The following is a 14220-nucleotide window of genomic DNA, read 5'->3' on the forward strand; positions in this document are numbered from 1 at the left end:
AGTTATTCTTCCGTACACATTCGCTCATACTTCGAATTGGTATGATTTAGTGCATCTGTCCCGGATGGAGCCGATATGCCATCGCTCCACCCGCGGTATCCGGTTCTCAAGGTACCCGCGCCGGCCCGCCTGTCGGCTGCCGTCGCGCAGGGATTAATAATGCCAGAGGGGAGGCCCTCCGGGGACGGGAATATCGGTCTCCACATCTCGCACACAATTGGGGGGCTTTCGGGCCCGCCCCGTGGCGCAAGGGGACCGGGCCCGCGGGCGCGGTGTCCTCACATATACGAAGGCCCCGGTATCCGAAACGCGGCGCATGCCCCCTCCAATCGGAGCATGCGCCGCGACTTTCGCGAACTCTCCTATATCTATATATGTACCGGCCCTACATCGGTGTGCCAAATGGCCGGCTTTCGCTAGATGCCGCCGTACTCGCCTTTCACGATGGCGGTGCCGGCCTCGAGCATCTCGTCGCGAAGCTCAATCGTTCCGGCCTCGGCATATATACGCACGACGGGCTCGGTTCCGCTAGGACGAAGCAGCAACCAAGACTCATCATCAAACTCCATGCGCAGGCCATCGCGATGGCTCACATGCACCGGCGCCCTGCCCACGATGTTTTGAGGGTTCAGCCCCGGCATAAGCGTCCGAAGCATTTCCACTTCCTCGTTTTGCAGGCGGATATCGCGACGAGCATAGGCAACGGGGCCATAATGCTCATCAAGCTCGTCGATGAGCTGGCCCAGAGTTTTATGCTCCTTCGCCATCATCTCGCACAGCAAAACATGTGCATACAGACCATCGCGCCCGGGAAAGCGCTCGGGAAAACCAATCCCCCCGGTTTCCTCGCCACCGATGATCACGCCGCCTTTTACCATCTCCTCATATATGTATTTAAAACCGATGGGCTTTATCGCGAGGGGCAAACCGAGCTCACGAGCCATGCGACGCGTCTGAATCGACCCCGTGAGGCCCATGGCAACACGCCCATGGGCGCCGTGGTGCTTAACCAGATGCCCCAGGACAAGCGTAAAGACCCGATGGGCGTCGATGTAGCGTCCGCGCTCGTCGACTGCAGAAATACGGCTGCCGTCTCCGTCACAGATAAGGCCGGCATGAGCCTTGGAAGAGAGAACCATCCGCTCGCAATCGTCCACCCACGGCTCAATGGGCTCGGGGCGCAAGGTCTGTGCATCAGGCTCGTCCGTACCGTGGATCTCAATCGTCTGCACGCCAAGAGGGCCCAGCACAGCGGGAAGATACCCTCGAGCCGAGCCATACATGGGGTCATACACCAATTGCAAACCGGCCTCGGTAATCGCCTGAGTATCGATATTTGAAAAAAGGCTTTCGAGATATGGCGAGACGATATCCTTCTCGATAAGGGGGCCGCGCGCCTCGGTAGCCTCAAGAGGAATGGACTCCTCCAACGCGTCAATCACATCGGCGGTGCCCGTGCCGCCATCGGCCATACGAACCTTAATACCCAGGTAATCGCTTGAATGATTGGAACCCGTAATCATCAGGCCGCCGCATGCGCGCGGATCGTTTGCAATCGCCCAAGACAGCGCCGACGTAGGCGTGTAGCGATCGGAAATCATGGCAACAAGGCCAGCACCCGCAACAACCATGCCCGCAAGACGCGCCGCTTGCTCCGCACCCTCGCGGGTGTCATATCCTATGTAGACGATGGCACCCGAATCGGTGCGAGACCACATCTGCGCCGCCGCATCCGCAAGGCGCACGACGTTTTCTTCCGTAAAGTCGCCGTCACGCCGTGCGTACCAGCCGCCTGTTCCAAAATGAATAATCGTGCTCATCTGCACTCTTTCTTACTCAATAAGGGCCGCACAAGCCGTGCGCCCCACACATGCTTCTGTCACCAGAATAGTCACTCTTCGACAAGCCGATGACATGCGTCAAGCTCCTCGGCGATAGCACATGTCGATGCAGGCGTGGCCCCACAGCACGTGCCGATGATGCGAGCGCCATCGGTCGCCCATCGCACGGAAGCGGTGGCGAGGGCCTCGGCATCTTCGCTCCACCTGAGGCAGCCCTCATCATCGCGCACCGGAAGACTCGCGTAGGGACGCACCATGATATATCCGCGCGAAGAGCTTGCCATGCGCGGCACGCACAACGTCGCCGCAGCGATAGAACAGCAATTAACGCCTACCGCTGTAGCACCGTGCTTCTCGGCCCAAATGCAGGCCGCCTCGACATTCAGACCATCACCCAGCAGATTGCCCTCGTCATCGACAGCAAAGCTGATAAACATAGGCATGCCATCTGCAACATCTGCAACACCAGCGACAGCAGGCTCGAGGTCACGAATTGACGTAAAGGTCTCGAGCATACATGCCTGAACACCCGCGGCGAGCAAGGCGTGCGCTTGCTCATGATAGGCGTCTCGTGCAAGACGATATTCTGGCTCATCCTTGTGAAACCACTCGATGCCACACGGGCCAATCGAACCTACAAGATTTTGGCCACCCGCCGCATGAGCTGCCGCCACGGCCTCCGCGCACACCAGATTGACGCTCGACTCGATATGATCGCGCTTGAGCGCCGGCGCTGTTGCCTGGAATGTATTCGTGAGCAAAATCTGAGCGCCCGCATCGGCATATTGCTGATGAATACGCGTAACCTCCTGAGGCTCCGCCACATTCCAATAGGCAGCGGGAACATCTTGGGCGCCCAGCTCCGATGCGAGCATCGTCCCAACAGGCCCCTGCATGAGCACGGCGCCCGTCGAAAGAAGACCGAGCAAGCGATCAGCGCCCGCCCGGTCATAAGAATCGGTTGAATACAGCTGATTTTGGTCTTGATCCATCGGTCTAATCCTTGCCGAGCCGATTATTCCTCGCCGATGCTTATACCCTGCTTCTCGAGATAATGCAGCCACCGTGTCATCGTATCCTCAGATACTGCATGCTCCATCATGCAGGCCTCTGCATCAGCGCGCTCGGCATCGACACCGAGCTCTTGCGTTAGGAAGGCATTCAAAAGTCGATGGCGATACCACACCGCTCGCCCCAGCTCACGGCCTTTCTCGGTAAGCAGAACCTTGCCGTAGTGAGATTGCTCGACCAAACCACGCTCCTTGAGCGCACTGATGGCCTTATTAACCGATGCCTTTGAGACATCGAGGTGCTGGGCGATATCGACAGAGCGGATGCCTTCGCTAGAGCCGCTCTCTTCCTCGATGCGAACAATGCACTCGAGATAATCTTCATTTGCAACTGTGAGATGCAGCTCACGAGAAGCATCAGTGGTATCCATGGGCACGCGTCCTTCCTAAACCGTACACCTAGTGTAGCGCAACGGCGCCACAAGCCAACGACCCGACCGTGCTAGAGTAACAGTCGTCAGCACATTGAGCATAAGGAGTCACTATGTCTGATACCCCGATGAGCGACGTCGTACAGCGCTTCTTCCGCTACGTTCAGGTTGATACACAATCTGCCGACGAGCACTGCGACCAGGTTCCCTCGACCGCCTGTCAGTTTGATCTTGCCAATCTTTTGGCTGACGAGCTGCGCGCGCTCGGCGCTGAGGACGCCTACGTAACCGAGAGCTGCTACGTTGTTGCGCACGTCCCCGCAAGCAAAGGCGCCGAGGATAAGCCCGCACTTGGCCTTCTCGCCCATATCGACACCACCGAGGCCGCCCCTGGCTTTGGCGTAAAGCCCCATATCGTGCACTACGAGGGCGGAAACTTGGTCGCCGGCGTTGTCGATGGCAACGAGGTCGCAATCGGCCCCGACATGCTTTCCGACCTTGATGGCCTGGTGGGCGAAGACATCATCTGCTCGGATGGTTCCACGCTGCTGGGCGGCGACGACAAGGCCGGCGTTGCCGAAATCATGGCGCTCGTGGCGCGCATTCACGAGGATCCCTCCATCAAGCATCCGCGCCTGGGCATCTGCTTTTGCCCTGACGAGGAAATCGGCCACGGCGCCTCGCTTCTGGACATCCCCGCCTTTGGATGCACCTACGGCTACACCGTTGACGGCGGCGCCGTGGGCGAGCTTGAGTGGGAGTGCTTCAACGCCGCCGAGGCAACCGTTCGTTTTGAGGGCTATTCCATCCATCCCGGATCAGCCAAGAACCGCATGGTGAATGCAAACGACCTGTTCGTCCAATTCCAGAGCCTGCTGCCCGCGCATATGCGTCCCGAGCACACCGATGGCTATGACGGCTTTATCCACTGCGAAAGCGTCTCGGCAACCGTCACCCATGCCACCGCTCGCTATATCATCCGCGATCACGATGCCGAGCTGTTCCAGCAAAAGATCGACCTCATGCAGCGTGCCGCCGATTTTATGAATAATGAGCTTGACCGTCCGCGCGTGACCGTCGAAATCAAGCAGCAGTATCGCAACATGGCAGAAATCGTAAAAGACTATCCGCAGCTCGTACAGATCGTCTGCGATTCATACGAGGCCCTGGGTATCAAACCCCTCGTCCTGCCCATCCGCGGTGGCACCGATGGCGCGCAGCTCTCTTTCCGCGGTCTCCCCTGCCCCAACCTGGGCACGGGCGGCTATTGCGGCCACAGCGTGAATGAATTTGTTGTCGTCTCACAGATGGAGCGCGTCGTTGACGTTTTGCAGGAGCTTGCACGTCGCTTTGCCGAGTAACGGCGCTTTAAAGCAAGCGCCCCTCAAGCAAGCACCTCTCGTCTCTTGCTCACAAAAAAGCCGCCGAGCTTGTGCCCGGCGGCTTTCTTTTTTAGTCTTCGGAGCTTGTTTCTTCTTCCGATGACGACGATGTGCCCTTATCGGTTCCGTTACTAAACGAACGAGAATCGTTGTTGGCAAGGTCGGCAATCGTACTCGACTCGCCCGAGGAGGAGCCCATGGACTGCGGGCCTTGTGGATCCTCACCGGCATCGACGCGCTCCATCATCTCCTTAAGCTTGTCTTCGTAGACAAAGACGTAGCTCTGGCCGTCGATGTATGTATCCTCGCCCGCCCAAGACGGCAAGTTGGCCGACCACATAGTATCGGTATCCATGCCGCGCATCGCGTTTGCGAGCGACACGATATCCTGCACGCCCAGATCGGTGACGACCATGTCGGAGAGAGACTCGATGACACCAGGCAGGCGCGTGATGTCCATGTTGTTGAGCACTGCGTTCGCAAGGGCACCGATGACCTGGCGCTGATGACGCATACGCGTATAGTCGCCATCGGCATACTGGTGACGCGCGCGGCAGTACGTAAGCGCCGTCTCGCCATCCATGTGCTGCTGCCCCGGCTCAATCGTAACCGGACCGGCCTCTGGGTCATCCACGCCGTCGGTAGCGTTGATATCGATGCCGCCCACAGCGTCCACAAGGGTCTTCATGCCATCAAAGCTGATCTCGGCATAGTGGGCGATTTCGACATCGCACAGCTCGTTAACGGCATTGACCATGCCTTCGGCGCCGTCGTAGGCGTGTGTTGCATTGATCTTCATGGTCGAACCCTTGTACTCGACCTTCGTATCGCGCGGAATGGAGATGAGCGTGACCTGTTTGGCCTTAGGGTCAACACGCGCAAGGATGATGGAGTCGGCACGATAGGCAGTGTCTCCCGGACGGCCATCGGTTCCCAGCAGCAGCATGTAGAACGGATCGCGCGTGACATCGGAATCGGTAAGAGACGAAAGCAGTCCGCTGGTAATGATCTCGCCGTTATTGAGCTTGGAAACAATCTTTCCAAACCACAGACCGCATGCCGTAACGCCTGCGATAAGCACACCCATGAGCGTAAGCAAAATCGTGCGGCGGATGCGCTTTCCGCGTTGGCGCTGACGAGCGCGCTCTGAATAGCGGGCCACGTTTGTGCGACTGTAAACGCGGCTGCTCGATTCGTCAGCCGCAGCACGCATCTGCTGTACGGATTTTTTTCTCATAAGAAGGACCTGTCTAGTCGTCAATAGGATCGGGGACGGTGACGCGCTCCACATGCGCCCCCAGCTCTACGAGTTTTTTTACGAAGTGCTCGTATCCACGGTCAATGTGATGGATAGCAGAAACCTCAGTCGTGCCGTCGGCAATAAGGCCAGCGACGGCAAGCGCAGCGCCGCCGCGCAAATCGGGAGAGGTGACCTGAGCGCCTGAGAAGCCCTTGACGCCATGAATCATGGCGTGGTGGCTCTCGATGCGAATATTTGCCCCCATGCGCACAAGCTCAGAGGCGAACATGAAGCGATTCTCGAAAATGTTCTCGGTGATGACAGAGCTGCCATCTGCCAGAGCGGAAAGAACCATAACCTGAGCCTGCATGTCGGTGGGAAAACCCGGGAACGGCAAGGTCTGGATGTCCACCGGGCGAATGGTATCAACGCGGTACACGCGCACACCGCCCTCGATGCGCTCAAAATCGATGCCCATGAGCTCGAGCTTTTTAAGAACCATGCCTAAATGGTGCGGAGCGAATCCAACCACCTCAACACCGGCATCGCCAGCCATCAAAGCGCCCGCAACGATAAAGGTGCCAGCTTCGATGCGATCGCCAATCACGCGATGCGTAACAGGATGCAACTCAGAGACGCCCTCGATCGTAACGACAGGGGTTCCGGCGCCGGTGATCTGGGCACCCATCTCGTTGAGCATGTTAGCGAGGTCAACGATCTCGGGCTCGCGCGCGGCGTTATCGATAACCGTGGTGCCCTTAGCGCGAACCGCTGCCATGATGAGATTCTCCGTGGCGCCTACGCTCGCAAACTCAAGCGTAACGGTCTCGCCGTGCATTCCCTCGCCGGCGTCGGCATAGATATAGCCATGCTCGGTATCGAACTTCACGCCCAGGGCCTCAAGACCCAGAATATGCATATCGATCTTGCGAGCACCCAGGTTGCAGCCGCCGGGCATTGCGATTTTCGCCTTGCCCATACGGCCCAACAACGGACCGAGGACCGCCGTAGACGCGCGCATTTTGGCAACGAGTTCGTACGGCGCTTCCCACTGATCGACAGCAGAAGTATCGATAGCCAGACTATGCTCGTCCACGACCTCGATCGTGGCACCCATGCCCTTAAGAACCTTGCCCATCACGTGTACGTCGGAAATATTGGGCACATTGGTAAGGGTGGTTTTGCCCGGAGCAAGCAAGGTTGCAGCCATGAGCTTGAGCGCAGAGTTCTTAGCGCCCGAAACGCACACGCGTCCCTCGATCGGATGACCACCTTCAACGCGGATGATATCCAAACCTGTCCCCTTCAAAAAAAGGCCCGAGAGCACAAGTCTCCCGGGCATGATGTCCATCGCATTGTTGGCAGAGGATAAATCCTCAGTACCTATTTTGCAAGCAGCAGCTTACACCATGCGATTTCATTATATAGGTAGGCGCGACGCGCATCGTCTTCCGACAGATTCCTCAGGTTGTCTTCAAAACCTTGAAGTTCAACCTTAACCTTCTCGGCATCGACATCCGCCAGATCGCAGGCCCGCTCGGCCAGCACGATAACGGTGTCGTCGGCAATTTGAGCATAGCCGCCGCCCACCGCAAACGTGTGGTCGACCGTGCCCATCTCCTTGTCACACACGCGCACGTAACCGTCCGTGATGGTACAGATCTCGTTCGCGTGCTTGGGAAGGATGCCGCACTCGCCGTCCGTAGAGGGCACGACCGCAAAGGCAGCCTCGCCCTCATAGGCACAATGTTCCGGACATACGATACGGATGAGCATGGCTTACTTCTCCCCCATCTTGGCGGCGCGCTCACGCACGTCGTCAATCGTGGACGCATAGCGGAAAGCCTGCTCGGGCAGGTCGTCGCACTCGCCGTCGACGATTGCGGCAAAGGAGCGAACGGTGTCCTCGACGCGAATGTACACGCCGGGGTTACCGGTGAACTGCTCTGCCACGTGGAACGACTGGGACAGGAACTGCTGAAGCTTACGAGCGCGGTTAACCGTAAGGCGCTGCTCCTCGGAAAGCTCGTCCATACCCAAGATAGCGATGATGTCCTGAAGGTCGGAGTACTCCTGCAGGAGCTCCTGAACCTTGACGGCCACGCGGTAGTGCTCCTCGCCTACGACCGCAGGGTCGAGAGCGTCGGAAGAGGACGCCAGCGGGTCGATAGCCGGATACAGGCCGAGCTCAGCGATGGAACGCGAAAGAACGGTCGTTGCATCCAGGTGGGTGAACGTCGTTGCCGGAGCCGGGTCGGTCAGGTCGTCTGCGGGGACGTAAACAGCCTGGACGGAGGTGATGGAACCGGTCTTGGTAGAGGTAATGCGCTCCTGGAGGTCGCCCATCTCGGTTGCCAGCGTGGGCTGGTAACCAACAGCGGACGGCATACGGCCCAGAAGTGCGGAAACCTCGGAACCTGCCTGAGAGAAGCGGAAGATGTTATCGATGAACAGCAGAACGTCCTGGCCACGGTCGCGGAAGTACTCCGCAGTGGTAAGGCCCGCCAAACCGATGCGCAGACGCGCTCCGGGCGGCTCGTTCATCTGACCGTAGACCAAGCAGGTCTTATCGATAACGCCAGACTCGCTCATCTCGAGGAACAGGTCGGTGCCCTCACGGGTGCGCTCGCCGACGCCCGTGAATACGGACGTGCCGCCGTGCTCCTGTGCAAGGTTGTTGATGAGTTCCTGAATCAGAACGGTCTTGCCAACGCCGGCGCCGCCAAACAGACCCGTCTTGCCGCCACGGATGTAGGGCTCGAGCAGGTCGACTGCCTTGATGCCGGTCTCGAAGATCTCGGTCTTGGTGGTGAGCTCGTCAAACGCCGGTGCCGGATGATGGATGGGGTAGTACTCATCAATCTGGGGCATGGGCTTGCCGTCAACGGGCTGGCCGATGACGTTCCAGATGCGGCCGAGGGTCTCGGGACCGACGGGCATCTTCATGGGCTCACCGGTATCGGTTGCGGTGAGGCCGCGCTGCAGGCCGTCGGTAGAAGTCATAGCGACCGTGCGGACCACGCCGCCGGGCAGCTGGGACTCAACCTCGAGAACCGTGCTCAGATGCCCCATAGGGGTATCGGCCTCGACCGTCAGTGCGTTGTAGATCGAGGGGACCTGGCCGTCGAACTTAACGTCGACAACAGGGCCGATAACGCGAACGACGCGTCCTTCGCCTGCGGTCTCCCGCTTCGTGGCCTCCTCGACCGCCGCTTGTACGGTGGTTTCTGCCATTAGTGTTCCTCCAATGCTGCGGCTCCCGCCACGATCTCATTGAGCTCGGTGGTAATGGAAGCCTGACGTACGCGGTTATACGTACGGGTGAGAGTCGCGATAATCGTGGTAGCGTTCTCCGTTGCCGAGTGCATCGCCTTGCGCCTTGCGCCCTGCTCGGCGGCTGCCGAATCGATAAGCGCTTGGTGAATGATGGTCAGAACGTAAGAGGGAACCAGCTCCCCCAGAACATGCTGAGCACTCGGAATAAACTTGAACGACGACGAAACGCGCTTGGGGCCCTCATCCTCGTTCTTGCGAGGACCATGAGCCATAGCGACCATCTCGGGATCGAGCGGAAGCAGATGCTCGACACGCAGCTGCTGATCGACACGGTTGCGAGCGTGATGGTACACAACCTCGACGCGATCAAGCTCACCTGCAACATAGCTGTCGCAGATGTAGTCGGCAATCATGCGCGCGTCTTCCAGACGAGGGTCTGCCGAGAAGCCTTCGAACTTCATGACGACGTTTCCCCTGCTGGAGAAATACTCGCTTGGCTTGCGGCCGCATGTGATGATCTGGCCCTCGATGCCTTCATTGCGCCATTCGCGAATAATGCGTTCGCACTCACGGTCAACGTTCACGTTGAAGCCGCCGGCGAGACCGCGGTCGGACGCGATGGCGATCACAAGACCACGCTTGGGCTCTTCATGCACGGCGAGCATGGGATTGTCAGACGCGATGCTGGCATCGGTTGCCACCGTGAGCATGACATCGGTAAGCGCCGTCTTGTAGGGCTCAGCCTGATGCGCGCGATCGAGCGCGCGACGGATCTTGGCCGTAGAGACCATCTCCATCGTGCGCGTGATCTGCTTGGTGCTCGTGACCGAGGAGATTCGCTTCTTGATGTCGCGAAGGTTAGCCATAGAGCCTAGTTCTCCTCGGCACCGCTATTGCTCGCAGAAGTCTCTGCAAGCTTTGCGGTGTAGTCGTTCTTGAAATCGGAGATCGCCTGCATGAGCTGGTCGTCCAGCTCATCGTCGATCTTCGCGGAGCGCAGCTTGTCGAGAAGCGGCGCATAGGTCTTGGTCATGTAGTCGAGAAGCGCGTTACGGAACGGCAGGACCTGGGAGACCGGGAGGTCGTCCACAAAGCCCTTATTGCCGGCGAAAAGCGCAACGATCTGCTCGGTAACATCAAACGGCTTGAAGCGCGGCTGCTTGAGCAGCTCGGTCATGCGGGCACCGTGGGTGAGCTGCTTTTGAGTGGCAGCGTCCAGGTCGGAACCAAACTGCGTAAAGCCGGCGAGCTCGCGGTAAGCGGCAAGGTCAAGACGCAGCGAACCGGAAACCTGCTTCATTGCCTTGGTCTGAGCGGAGCCACCGACGCGGGACACCGAGATGCCAACGTCGACTGCGGGGCGCTGACCCTGGAAGAAGAGCTCGGACTGCAGGTAGATCTGACCATCGGTAATGGAAATAACGTTGGTCGGAATGTAGGCGGAAACGTCGCCGTCCTGGGTCTCGATGATCGGCAGAGCCGTCAGGGAACCATAGCCGTTCTTCTTGGAGAGCTTGCAGGCACGCTCCAGCAGGCGGGAGTGCAGGTAGAAGATGTCGCCGGGGTAGGCCTCACGTCCGGGCGGACGATGCAGCGTCAAGGACATCTGGCGGTAAGCGACAGCCTGCTTGGACAGGTCGTCATAGATGACCAGCACGTGACCGCCGGGGTTATCCTCGGAAGCAGGCTCGCCATTCTCGCCGTTATACATGAAGAACTCGCCGATTGCGGCACCGGCCATAGGCGCGATGTACTGCATAGGAGCGGAGTCTGCAGCGGTAGCGGAAACAATGACCGTGTAGTCAAGAGCGCCGTGCTGCTTGAGGGTCTCACGGATGTTTGCAACCGTCGATGCCTTCTGACCGATGGCGACGTAGATACAAATCATATCCTTGCCGCGCTGGTTCAAGATAGCGTCGATGGCGATAGCGGTCTTACCCGTCTTACGGTCGCCAATGATAAGCTCACGCTGGCCACGGCCAATGGGGATCATCGAGTCGATGGCGAGAAGACCGGTCTGAACCGGCTCGCACACCGGAGTGCGCTCGATAACACCAGGAGCCTTGAACTCAATGGGGCGCGTGTGGGTGGCGCGAATCTCACCCAAGCCATCGATAGGCTGACCCAGCGGATTCACGACACGGCCGAGCATGGCACGGCTTACAGGAATGTCCATGATGCGGCCGGTGGTGCGGCACTCGTCGCCTTCCTTGATGATGTCGACCGCGCCAAAAAGCACGGCACCGACCTCGTCGCGGTCAAGGTTCTGGGCCAGACCGTAAACGGTCTCACCAGTTTCGCTGCTCTTGAACTCGAGCAGCTCGCCGGCCATGGCGCCACGCAGTCCGGAGACGCGGGCGATACCGTCGCCGACTTCGTCAACATGGGAAACCTCCTGCGTGTCAACGGTCGCAGACAGGCTGTCGAGTTTCTCGGCCAGTGCGGCGGCAATGCTTTGAGCATTGATCTCTGACATGATTAGGCTTCACCTCCGTTTGTAATACTCGTAGAAACGAGGGCCTCGCGCGCAGCACGCAGCTGCGTCTTGACCGAGATGTCGCGGCGCTGACCGCGCGCCTCGAGTACAAGGCCTCCGATGATAGAAGGGTCGACCTTCTCGATGAGGAAGACCTTGCGGCCAAGGTCGCCCTCGCACTTCTCTGTGATAGTGCGGCGCAGCTCGTCGTCGAGCGGAACGGCCGTCGTCACGGTAACGCCCACCACGTCCTCATCCTCTTCGGTCATCTCCTTGAAGGTGGCGACGATCTGAGGAAGAAGATCGAGCTGACCGCGCTCGAACAGGGACATGAGCACGGCGAAAACCTCGGGGGCCGCGTTCGAGATAGTCTCAAGCTCGTTGAGATCGCGGAACACACGGTCCTCGGCCTTCGCAGCCTCCATGAGGGAGCGTGCGTACGTCTCCAGCACCCTGTCCTGCATGCGGCTATTAGGCATTCAGGCTACCCGCTTCCTTGACATAGCGCTCGATGAGGCGACGCTGCTCGCCGTCCTGGTCGAGCGTCTCGCCCACGATCTTGGAGGCGACGGAAACGGAAAGGTCTGCAATAGAGGCGGCAGCAGCTGCGTAGATGGCGTTACGCTCGTCCTCGGCATTGGCATGGGCCTTGGCGATGATGTCCTCGGCCTCCTTGTGCGCTGCCTCGATGATGCGAGCGCGCTCGGCCTCGGCATCCTTGCGGGCCTCAAGAACGATGTCTGCAGACTTACGGCGGGCGTCGGTGACGAGCTCGTCGTACTCCTTGCGAGAGGCGATAGCCTTCTTCTTGGTGGTCTCGGCTTCGTCCAGACTCTCCTGGATACGCTTACCGCGCTCATCCATCATCGAGAGGATCTGCGGCCAAGCGAACTTGGCGAGCACCACCCAGATGATAAGGAAAGCGATCAGCGCAGGGATGAACTCGGCCATCTTGGGGATGAGGATCTCCGCTTTATTGGAAGACTCCTCAGCAAACGCCTGGGCAGGCACCGCGAGCACGAAACTCGAGATGGCAGCCGCGACGGTTGCGCGGTTGATCTGCTTCATGTTGTTCTCCTTCTGGGACACGATATGCGACTTCCCTAGGAGATCAGCGTAACGACGAAGCCGATGAGGCCCAGAGCCTCGGTAAAGGCAGATGCCAGAATGAAGACGGTGAAGGCACGACCCTGGACCTCAGGCTGGCGGGCCATTGCGCTCGTTGCGCCGAACGCCGCGAGACCAATTGCAAGGCCGGCACCGATTACGCCAAGACCATATCCGATAACTCCCACGATTCCTCCTTTGTCGTGCACCTGTGTGCATGATTACCTATGCTGTTAAGGGCGTGCGGGAAGCCGCGCCCTTAGACACCGAAATGAATGGGGCGCGCCCTAGTGGGCATCCGCCTCGGCGATCTGAATGTACACGGCAGACAAAACCGTGAACACGTACGCCTGAACAAACGCGACGATAAGCTCGACCGCGTAGATGATGAGCAGAATGAGAACCCAAGCCACGCTGGGAAGCGCGCCCACCGCGTTCATGGCGGAGAAATGCGCGAGCAGGGGCTGGGCGAAGATGCTCGCCATGATGGCGAACGAACCCATAACGATGTGTCCGGCGAACATGTTGCAGAACAGACGAACGGCAAGCGTCACCAAACGGAGCAGGAGCGAAAAGACCTCGATAACCCACACGAAGATGTTCATGGGGAACGAAACGCCTGCAGGAGCAAGGCTCTTGAGGTAGCCGAAAAGACCGTGCTTTTTCACACCGAAATACAGGAAGTAGATGAAGGAGACCAGGGCGACGGCGGCAGTACAGCCTATTGCGCCCGTGCCGGGCTTCATGCCGGGCACCAGGCCGATGAAGTTGTTGATCAAGATGAAGAAGAACAACGTCGCCAAAAACGGGAAGTGCTGGCGCCAATTGGAGCCGACAACGCCCTTGGCGATATCATCCTCAACATACTCGATGACCCACTCGACGCCATTTACGAAAAAGCCTTTGGGAGCCAAAGACTGCTTTTTCACAAATGCGAAAATAACAGCCAGAAGCACAACACCCGCAATGAGCAGCCAAAGCGAATATTGGGTGAGACCAACATTCAAATTGCCGACAACAGGCGTCGATGAGAACTCGGCAACGAGCTCTGCAATTGCATCTGGGAGCTTGGCGAACGCGTCCAAGATTCCACCTTTCTCATGCCGCCGGGTACACCCGGAGACTCTTTCCTACTCGGCCGCGATGACGAGGCACGCGACCACAACAGAGCCGGCGAGGAAACCGCCGATCTCTCCTGCCACAAACGCGACAAGGACGCCGTGAAACAGCAAGTGAACAACTACGATGCCAAGCAGCAGAGCCACAAACGACGCACCGACGCTCAACATCCCCTTGGTCATATTGGCCTCGCGTCCACGCCGAAGCACCGGCTCCAATGCCAGCCACATCGGCAAAAACGCGAAGACGCCCACCACCACGCCGGCCAGTACGAAAGGACCGTGAGCTGAGAGCTCAAAGGCAAGCATGCCCTCCCCCTTTCGCGTGGCCTCGTGACA

At 58.8% G+C, this 14220-nt stretch carries 15 protein-coding genes; 1 reads left to right on the forward strand and 14 read right to left on the reverse strand.

Features of this window, described 5'->3' with window-relative positions:
• Window positions 1–416: 416 nt before the first annotated feature.
• The 3 genes from BQ9843_RS04960 to BQ9843_RS04970 form a co-directional block, all read right to left on the reverse strand.
• Window positions 417–1820 (reverse strand): phosphohexomutase domain-containing protein, encoded by a 1404-nt coding sequence (locus BQ9843_RS04960; protein ID WP_075844149.1) that lies wholly within the window; start codon window positions 1818–1820, stop codon window positions 417–419.
• 71 nt (window positions 1821–1891) lie between these two features.
• Window positions 1892–2833, reverse strand: coding sequence for a homocysteine S-methyltransferase family protein (locus BQ9843_RS04965; protein ID WP_075844150.1), 942 nt, complete (start codon window positions 2831–2833; stop codon window positions 1892–1894).
• Between the two features lie 23 nt (window positions 2834–2856).
• Window positions 2857–3282, reverse strand: a complete 426-nt coding sequence (locus BQ9843_RS04970) for a metal-dependent transcriptional regulator (RefSeq protein WP_075844151.1) — start codon at window positions 3280–3282, stop codon at window positions 2857–2859.
• A 113-nt stretch (window positions 3283–3395) separates the two neighbouring features.
• Between BQ9843_RS04970 and pepT the strand changes: the two genes are divergently transcribed.
• Window positions 3396–4643: a peptidase T gene (gene pepT, locus BQ9843_RS04975; RefSeq protein WP_075844152.1), complete on the forward strand. Its 1248-nt coding sequence runs from the start codon at window positions 3396–3398 to the stop codon at window positions 4641–4643.
• A 91-nt stretch (window positions 4644–4734) separates the two neighbouring features.
• On the opposite strand, the gene BQ9843_RS04980 is transcribed toward pepT, so the two are convergent.
• The 11 genes from BQ9843_RS04980 to BQ9843_RS05030 form a co-directional block, all read right to left on the reverse strand.
• Entirely contained in the window at window positions 4735–5901 is a 1167-nt protein-coding gene (locus tag BQ9843_RS04980; RefSeq protein WP_230205602.1) for an LCP family protein, read from the reverse strand.
• Window positions 5902–5914: 13 nt separating this feature from the next.
• The gene (gene murA / locus BQ9843_RS04985; RefSeq protein WP_075844154.1) at window positions 5915–7198 is read right to left on the reverse strand and encodes a UDP-N-acetylglucosamine 1-carboxyvinyltransferase; all 1284 of its coding nucleotides are present in this window, start codon (window positions 7196–7198) and stop codon (window positions 5915–5917) included.
• 89 nt (window positions 7199–7287) lie between these two features.
• Window positions 7288–7680, reverse strand: coding sequence for an ATP synthase F1 subunit epsilon (gene atpC, locus BQ9843_RS04990; protein ID WP_075844155.1), 393 nt, complete (start codon window positions 7678–7680; stop codon window positions 7288–7290).
• Between the two features lie 3 nt (window positions 7681–7683).
• Entirely contained in the window at window positions 7684–9138 is a 1455-nt protein-coding gene (gene atpD / locus BQ9843_RS04995; protein ID WP_022386336.1) for a F0F1 ATP synthase subunit beta, read from the reverse strand.
• Window positions 9138–10046, reverse strand: a complete 909-nt coding sequence (gene atpG, locus BQ9843_RS05000) for an ATP synthase F1 subunit gamma (protein ID WP_040219464.1) — start codon at window positions 10044–10046, stop codon at window positions 9138–9140. Before atpG ends, atpD begins: the two co-directional genes overlap by 1 nt.
• Window positions 10047–10051: 5 nt before the next feature.
• Window positions 10052–11656, reverse strand: coding sequence for a F0F1 ATP synthase subunit alpha (gene atpA / locus BQ9843_RS05005; RefSeq protein ID WP_075844156.1), 1605 nt, complete (start codon window positions 11654–11656; stop codon window positions 10052–10054).
• A 2-nt stretch (window positions 11657–11658) separates the two neighbouring features.
• Window positions 11659–12120 (reverse strand): F0F1 ATP synthase subunit delta, encoded by a 462-nt coding sequence (locus tag BQ9843_RS05010; RefSeq protein WP_230205604.1) that lies wholly within the window; start codon window positions 12118–12120, stop codon window positions 11659–11661.
• 7 nt (window positions 12121–12127) lie between these two features.
• Window positions 12128–12724, reverse strand: coding sequence for a F0F1 ATP synthase subunit B (gene atpF / locus BQ9843_RS05015; RefSeq protein WP_075844158.1), 597 nt, complete (start codon window positions 12722–12724; stop codon window positions 12128–12130).
• Window positions 12725–12759: 35 nt separating this feature from the next.
• Complete coding sequence (locus tag BQ9843_RS05020; protein ID WP_019127352.1) at window positions 12760–12951, reverse strand: ATP synthase F0 subunit C; 192 nt, start codon at window positions 12949–12951, stop codon at window positions 12760–12762.
• A 99-nt stretch (window positions 12952–13050) separates the two neighbouring features.
• A complete protein-coding gene (atpB, locus tag BQ9843_RS05025; RefSeq protein WP_040219470.1) occupies window positions 13051–13848 on the reverse strand; it encodes a F0F1 ATP synthase subunit A in 798 nt (265 codons plus the stop codon).
• A 45-nt stretch (window positions 13849–13893) separates the two neighbouring features.
• Window positions 13894–14190 carry a hypothetical protein gene (locus BQ9843_RS05030; RefSeq protein WP_022386342.1) on the reverse strand — a complete coding sequence of 99 codons (297 nt, stop codon included), beginning with the start codon at window positions 14188–14190 and terminating at the stop codon, window positions 13894–13896.
• Window positions 14191–14220 lie beyond the last annotated feature (30 nt).

Source organism: Collinsella bouchesdurhonensis (genome assembly GCF_900155365.1).
Lineage (GTDB): Bacteria > Actinomycetota > Coriobacteriia > Coriobacteriales > Coriobacteriaceae > Collinsella > Collinsella bouchesdurhonensis.

Excerpts from the sequence above, each read along its gene's own strand:
- BQ9843_RS05030 (WP_022386342.1), bottom strand. The coding sequence starts at position 14,190 with ATGCTTGCCTTTGAGCTCTCAGCTCACGGTCCTTTCGTACTGGCCGGC.
- BQ9843_RS04960 (WP_075844149.1), bottom strand. The coding sequence starts at position 1,820 with ATGAGCACGATTATTCATTTTGGAACAGGCGGCTGGTACGCACGGCGT.
- atpF (WP_075844158.1), bottom strand. The coding sequence starts at position 12,724 with ATGAAGCAGATCAACCGCGCAACCGTCGCGGCTGCCATCTCGAGTTTC.
- atpA (WP_075844156.1), bottom strand. The coding sequence starts at position 11,656 with ATGTCAGAGATCAATGCTCAAAGCATTGCCGCCGCACTGGCCGAGAAA.
- pepT (WP_075844152.1), top strand. The coding sequence starts at position 3,396 with ATGTCTGATACCCCGATGAGCGACGTCGTACAGCGCTTCTTCCGCTAC.
- BQ9843_RS04980 (WP_230205602.1), bottom strand. The coding sequence starts at position 5,901 with ATGAGAAAAAAATCCGTACAGCAGATGCGTGCTGCGGCTGACGAATCG.
- BQ9843_RS05010 (WP_230205604.1), bottom strand. The coding sequence starts at position 12,120 with ATGCAGGACAGGGTGCTGGAGACGTACGCACGCTCCCTCATGGAGGCT.
- atpG (WP_040219464.1), bottom strand. The coding sequence starts at position 10,046 with ATGGCTAACCTTCGCGACATCAAGAAGCGAATCTCCTCGGTCACGAGC.
- atpC (WP_075844155.1), bottom strand. The coding sequence starts at position 7,680 with ATGCTCATCCGTATCGTATGTCCGGAACATTGTGCCTATGAGGGCGAG.
- BQ9843_RS04965 (WP_075844150.1), bottom strand. The coding sequence starts at position 2,833 with ATGGATCAAGACCAAAATCAGCTGTATTCAACCGATTCTTATGACCGG.
- atpD (WP_022386336.1), bottom strand. The coding sequence starts at position 9,138 with ATGGCAGAAACCACCGTACAAGCGGCGGTCGAGGAGGCCACGAAGCGG.
- BQ9843_RS04970 (WP_075844151.1), bottom strand. The coding sequence starts at position 3,282 with ATGGATACCACTGATGCTTCTCGTGAGCTGCATCTCACAGTTGCAAAT.